At 33.6% G+C, this 7,049-nt stretch carries 2 protein-coding genes; both read right to left on the minus strand.

Going from position 1 to position 7,049, the window contains the following annotated elements; translation table 11 throughout:
• Positions 1 to 285: 285 nt before the first annotated feature.
• Positions 286 to 5,022: a MucBP domain-containing protein gene (locus GMA11_RS00680; protein WP_163545279.1), complete on the minus strand. Its 4,737-nt coding sequence runs from the start codon at positions 5,020 to 5,022 to the stop codon at positions 286 to 288.
• Positions 5,023 to 5,814: 792 nt separating this feature from the next.
• A partial coding sequence (locus tag GMA11_RS00685; protein WP_163545280.1) for an IS1182 family transposase occupies positions 5,815 to 7,049 on the minus strand: 1,235 nt, incomplete at its 5' end.

The raw sequence follows: 7,049 nt of genomic DNA on the forward strand, positions 1-7,049 counted from the left end.
ATATTATCTTATGTTTATCATACAACATCATTCTCAGTGACAGAAAAAGAATGTAAAAAAGATGGTAGATGGCTAATACCATTCACCACCAATATGCTTACTATTTCTCTCTGCCAACACCATTTGAAAAGAAACTATAAAATACACTTTTTTCACTCATAGGCATATCTATTCGACAATTCAGGTTTGACATAGACCGTTATTTTACCCAAAAGCAAAAACCCTCGTAAGAAAATCTTACGAGAGTTTTTTTGTACGATACGATTTAAGATGTTTGAATACGATTTATTCGGCTTCTTCTTCCAATCGTTTTCTTAATGCTGCAACCATTAAACCTAATCCAAGAGCAGTCGCTCCATAGAACATGGCATGTTGTCCTGTTTCACCTGTATGTGGCAATACTGGACTTGTCACTTTACCAGAAGGTTGTTCACTTGGTTTTGTTGGTGTCAATGGTTTATCAGATTTTGGTTGTTCTGGAGTAGGTATAACTGGTGGTATACCTGGTTTTCTTGTTTCTACTAATTTATAAATATATGTGACATCAATATTTCCTTGAATCACTTCACCTTTTTGTTTATCCTTGTCTTCATCTTTTACTTTCACAAGAATATACTGTTTACCGTCTTTTCCTGTAATCACTTCAGGAATTTCTTTCTCATCTTCATTTGTATTATATCCTGTACCAACTGGAGATTTAGGTGTATCTACTGTTGGATCTTGAATCACTTTACCTGACTCATCTACATAATGCACTTTAACCGTACCTGCTGGCACATATGGTACTGGTGTATCCACTGTTGCATCATCCGGATTTTTAATTTCAGGTGGTATATAACCTTTAGTTGGATTTTTTGGATCAACTGGTGTTAACGGCGTTTTTGGATCTTTTGGATTAACCGGCACATAGCCCTCTACATCTCGTAATGGCGGATTATCTTTTGGATTTTTTGGTGTAGCATCATATGGTACTGGGTCAATATCCTTACCTGTTGTTGGATTTGTCGGACTTAATGGATCATTTGGATCTGTTGGTTTTTTTGGATCTTTTGGAATATATGGGACATATTTACCTAGTTTTTCAGTAGGTGTTGTATTTTCTAATTTATACACATACGTTACCACTTTTTCCACATCTGATTCAACTGATCCTGCTGCCAAGTCTCCTTTAACTAAACGACCGTTTTCATCTACTTCTCCAACTTTATAATCTAAACCTTTAGAAACCAATACATACGTTTTACCATCCTTTTCGATTTTGTTTGGACGAAGTGTTGTAGTTGTTGTGTCGTAATGTTTACCAGGTTTTTCATTTCTTTCTACATCTTTTGATGTTTTGATTTCAACGCCGTTTTCATCTACATATTTTACAATAACAGAACCTGCTTTTTCATACACATACGTTACCGTTGTTTCAGGTTTTTGAATGGTTCCTTTTTCAGGATCTGAACCCTCTTTTACTGGTTTTTCTATTGGATAGTAAACTGTGCCATCTTCTGCTGTTATTTTAGGTTCTTTTTTATCCGCTGTTTCATAATATGTTCCCATTGGAGATTCTGGTGTATCTTCAACAGGTTTTTTAATTTCTTTACCGCTTGTATCTTCGTATTTAACAGTCACTTTACCTTTTTTCACTTCTTCTGGTATGACTTCTTCATACACATAAATAACATGTGTTGTACCTTCTAGAACTGTTCCTGTTTCATCAGGTACAACGTGATCAGTATCAGATTTTTGAACAATCACTTTATTATTTACTACATTACCCTTTGATATTTCTTTATATTTATATGTTTTATCACCATTTCGAATAAACACTGGTTTTTCTAATGTGTCTTCATTCGTATTATAAGGTTCACCTACTTTAGCATTTGTTGTATCGTTATAAATAGAATGAATTACATCTCCGTTTGTATTGACATAGTGTACAACAACATGCCCTGTTTTGTCTTCTTTGAGCTTATACACATATGTTACTTCTGTTATACCTTCAACAACATTACCTTCTTCATGACCTTTTGTTAAACTTGGTACCAATTCATATATTTTACCATCTTTTTCGATTTCTTTTGGTTTTTCAACGTCATCTGTACCGGTATTGTATGGTGTGCCTACTGATGAGGATGGTGTATCTTCTCTATCTTCTTTTAATTCGTTTCCGTCCATATCCACATAGTGAACAATAACTTTCCCTTTTACTTCACGGTACTCATAAGTCACATGTGTTGGTTCTTCTGTTACGGTTCCTGTTTCAGGAGAATTTCCTGGCTTACCTTCTTGTAATCTTACTAATTCATAGATTTTTTTGTCATCCGTGTAGATTCTTGTAGGTTTATAATCATCTGTATTATATTCTGTTCCTACAGGTTCGCTTGGAGTATCAATTACTTCTTTTGAAATAATTTTATCTGTACCTTCTTCAACATAATGAACAATTACTGAACCATTAGGTTTTACAACTTCTCTATAATAGTATGTAATATGTGTCGTTCCCTCCACCACGTTACCCACTGGGCTACCTTGTGTCATCGCTTCAACTAATTCATATTCTTTACTATCAAAAGTAATTTTAGTAGGTCTTTCTTGTTCTCCATCTTCTGTTGTTTGAGTAGCATCATATCCTGTTCCTACAGAAACTGGGTTTGTATCTACATAATCGCCTTTTATAGTTACACTATCATCCAATCGTTTATAGTGAACAACAACATCACCTTTAACTTCTTCATAAACATAAATAACTGTTTGTGTTCCTTCGATAACAGTTCCCTCTTCTGCAGCACTAGATGTTAAATGACCATTTTTATCTACTTGACCTACTGTGTATGGACCTGCTTTTTTAACTAGTTTATACGTTTTACCTTCTTTTGTAATAGTTTCAGGTCTTAAGTCAACTGTATTATATTTGCTCTCAATGGCACCTTTAACTGTATCATCAGCTTGTGGAGCAATTTCTTCCCCGTCAACTGTTTTGTATTGAACAACAACATTACCTGTAACTTCCTCGTAGACATATGTAATGGTTTGTGTATTTTCTGTAACGGTACCATCGATTGCATCACTAGATGTTAAATGACCATTTTTATCTACTTGACCAACTGGATAAGTGTCTGCTTTAACGACTAAACGATATGTTTTGCCTGCAGGTGTTGTAATTGTTTCTGGTCTTAATTCAGGTGTTAACGTATTATACGCTTCGTTAATTGGACGGTCTTTTGCCGCATCTCGTTGAGAAACAACAGCTCCGTCTTTTTCAAATGAAAGAGGTAATCCGTCAACAGTTTTGTAATTTACTACTACATTTCCTTTAATTGCCTCATAAACGTAAGTAACATAACGTGTTCCTTGTGCAACTGTTCCTTTTGGATTTACACCCGTTGCATCGGTTAAAGACACTAAATCATTTTCTGAACTATCTGCTACTAAGTTATTATCTGCACCTACAGTTCCAACAGTATAAGGTCCTTCTTTTTGTACTAAGCGATAAGTGATATTATCTTTTTCAATTAGTTCTGGTTTCAATGTACTATCAGTTGTATCATATTCTGATCCAACAGGTTCATTTGATTTTGCTACAACACTATCTTTATCTTTCAGTAAATTGCCATCTACGTCTACATAATTCACAATAACTGAACCTTTTCCTAAAACTTCATCTGCGTTTGGAGAACTTGCAGGAACACCTGATGCTGCTGCTGTAAAGTCATAAGATAAATATTTTCCAGTTACACCACCTTGTACCTCAGATTCTTCATTAGTAGCAGAATCTACAAATTTGTAACTGAAAATATCTGTAGTGCCAGCAGGTGCTGGATTTGGGTTTGAAAAGTTTGTAACAATACGAGACGATTTACCAAGTGCTACGTCATCATCTAAATTCAATGCACCTAAAGTTAAATACCCTGGTTTACTATAGTCACCAAAGAAACTTAAATTAATAGTGCGTCCATTATCTGTAATACTATCAATAATATAATACATATTATCTGGTGTTACATATAATTTTCCATCATTTGAGTTAGCTTGTCTTTTACCATCTACAGAATACGGTGCCCATTTAACTGGAAGCTTTTCGTTGATACGCATTTTATCCGCTGGGAAAGTAAATGCACCTGGTTCACCCGGATTTTTTGTTGACGTAAAGCTCATTTTAAACCCTTGAGGAAATCCACTAACTTGTCCGTTGATAACAGCAAATCCTTCAGCCGTTAAATCTTTAAAGAATCCAATATTTTTAAGATTTTCGTCTGTTTTATTAGCACCTTGTGGACGATAATCCCAAATTGTAAGGTCAAATGAACGATAAGTTCTATCTGCACTACTATTTAACTCATGTTGTTTTGCTGTACCATTTTTTTCATCAAATGCTGGAATTGTAAATTCTTTTGCAAAAACTGGATTACCGTTTACAGATATTTTAAATGTTGATTGTCTATCATCTGTTGAAAAAATCACTTCTTTTGAAACACTAAATGACATTTCTGCTTTTACATTTAATAAGCCTTCAACATCATCTGTAAAAGTCACTTTATATTTTCTTCTAGAAGATAAGATATCGTTACTATGTGCCATGTTAAAACGTGTAGCGTCTGTAGCATTTGTTGCTTTCATAATGTCTGTTTCATAGCCCATTTTTTCAACAGTTGCAATAGTATATTGTTTTCCAGATGTATCTTTAATAATAAAAGCAGACGGCATTTCAATTGCATTATTTTCTGATTCTACAACAAAATAATCACCTTTATGTAATTTTTGATCACCAAAATCAAAGGCTACTTTTGATCTGTTGTAAGCAGTTGGTGGTTGACCAGTTGCTGATAAATTTGGTGTAACTGTAACTGTTGGTGTTACTTCTTTTCCTTCATATTTTGTTCCAGAATCACTAGCTGCCACTGCACTTGCTGTTGTTTCTGTTGCTACAACATTCATAATAGGCGCAGATAATAATAGCGTCCCTAAAAGAACAGAACCCACACCTGTTGTAAACTTACGTATAGAAAAACGATCTTTTTTTCTATTAAACATTTCTTTTATTTCCTCCTAAGTTTTATTTCCATACCTTATATTATATTTTTTATTTATACATTATCTTCCAATCCCTTTTACGTTAAGAAAATAGTTATCTATTCTTTTTTTAAAACTTAACCTGTTTACCTCTATTCATTTTTTCTTCTTTGTTTCATCTTCTTTATCAATAAACCTATTCTATTATTATCATTTTCCTAGACCTATGTCTCCAATATCTTCTTGAACATTGTCGACTACAAAAAGTTGTGCGTCTATCAAGTTCTCCCTCTTTTGTTATGACTACTTTCTCACATCTTCTACAAGTAAATGTTCTGCTTTTGTATAAATTAGATTCTGTTGTCTTTCTCTTAATACATCCCTTTTTATATGATAGTTGATAGCAGGCATATATTTTCTTTTTCATCGTCTGCCTTATTATCTTATTATCAAGTCCTCCTTCCATATTTCTTGACACATACACTGTCCTTTTACCTAGACATTTGCGGACAAATGTTTATAATAATAGGTAGAAAGAGGGGAGGGTGGAAATGTTTGATAGTTCCTCTCTACATCATACAGTTTTTTTGAAATAATATTTGAAAACAATTTCTTTATTTTCGGAAATTTATAGATATAATTTGTCCGAAAATGTCTAGGTTTTTAGGCAATCATTTTATATTTATTACCCACTTTTTTCTAAAAAAGAACTTATTTATAAGTAAAAAATCAACTTTTTACTCAAATACTAAAAAAACTTTTATTTAAAAAGACAAGCAAATATTGAAAATGAATAAAAATAAAGAAAATCTCTCAGACTGTTGACAATAGCGATAAAAAATCCAACGTATTTTTCCAGTTTTGAAAAATACGTTGGATTTTGCATTTAAAAATGATAAATAAAGAACTATATTGTAAAAAATGGCTATCTCTCGTGAGCAGAATTGCCATTTTTTTCATATTTTGGGCAGCACAAGATAACCAAGTGTACTGTTGCATCTTGGCTACTCCTCTATATTGTGCAAACCGATACCCATGATTTTGTTTAGAGTCTGCAAAGCTACGCTCAATCGTTTCTTTCCGTCGTTTATATAGTGCTTTCCCAAACGTAGATAATCGACGTTCACGACATCTATCGTATACATCAGCATCTATCGCTCGACGTAGTATCCGTTTATTACTGTTATCGCTTATACGATACTGCTTATATCCTTGTCTATCAATGTTTCTGTAGGTGTAAATTTCTCCCGTACGTGTATCCGTAAAACAATCTCTAGATGAATCATAGCGAAAAAACTTATGGTCAGGATTGCGATGAAAACGTCTATACCCAATCACAGAAAATATCTTTTTCTCTTCTAAAAATTTTAAAATGTCTTTTTTATAATATCCGCTATCTAACGCGACACAATTGACATCAAATTTAAATTTTTCCATCACATACGTTAATCGTGACACATACGGTACACTATCATGCACGTTCCCCGGTGTAATAAAGCAGTCTACAATAAAATTGTGTTTACCATCTACACTACGATGGTCTAAGTACATAAATCCTTTTTCTTTATTATCCCGATGGTAATAGCCACTTTCTTTATCAGTCGTACTTTCTTTTATGTTTTTAGAGATGATTTTATCTGTGTAGCTAAAAGGCTTTTTTCCAATAGCTTCTCGTTCGGCGTTGATTTCGTTTTCTAAATCTCGCTTACGTTCTTGAACCACTTCAATAACGGCGTTTCTAAATTTATTTTTATTGGCGTTTGCTTTAATGTGTGTGGAATCTGTGAATAAAGCTGTGCCGCTAATTAAATGATGTGAGATAGCTTGGTGTACAATAGTATTAAATATATCTTCAAACACAGACGTCCCTTGAAAACGGCGACTATAATTTTGAGAGAAAGTAGAATAATGTGGGGTAGGTTTAGAGAAAGGGAGGTTTAAAAACCATCTAAACGCTACATCCGTTTCGACACGTTTAATGGTTTCCCGCATGGATTTAATGCCATAAATATCTTTTAAAAAGACCAATTTAAATAAAACAACAGGGT

Origin of the sequence: Granulicatella sp. zg-ZJ (genome assembly GCF_010892355.1) — a bacterium.
Lineage (GTDB): Bacteria > Bacillota > Bacilli > Lactobacillales > Aerococcaceae > WM01.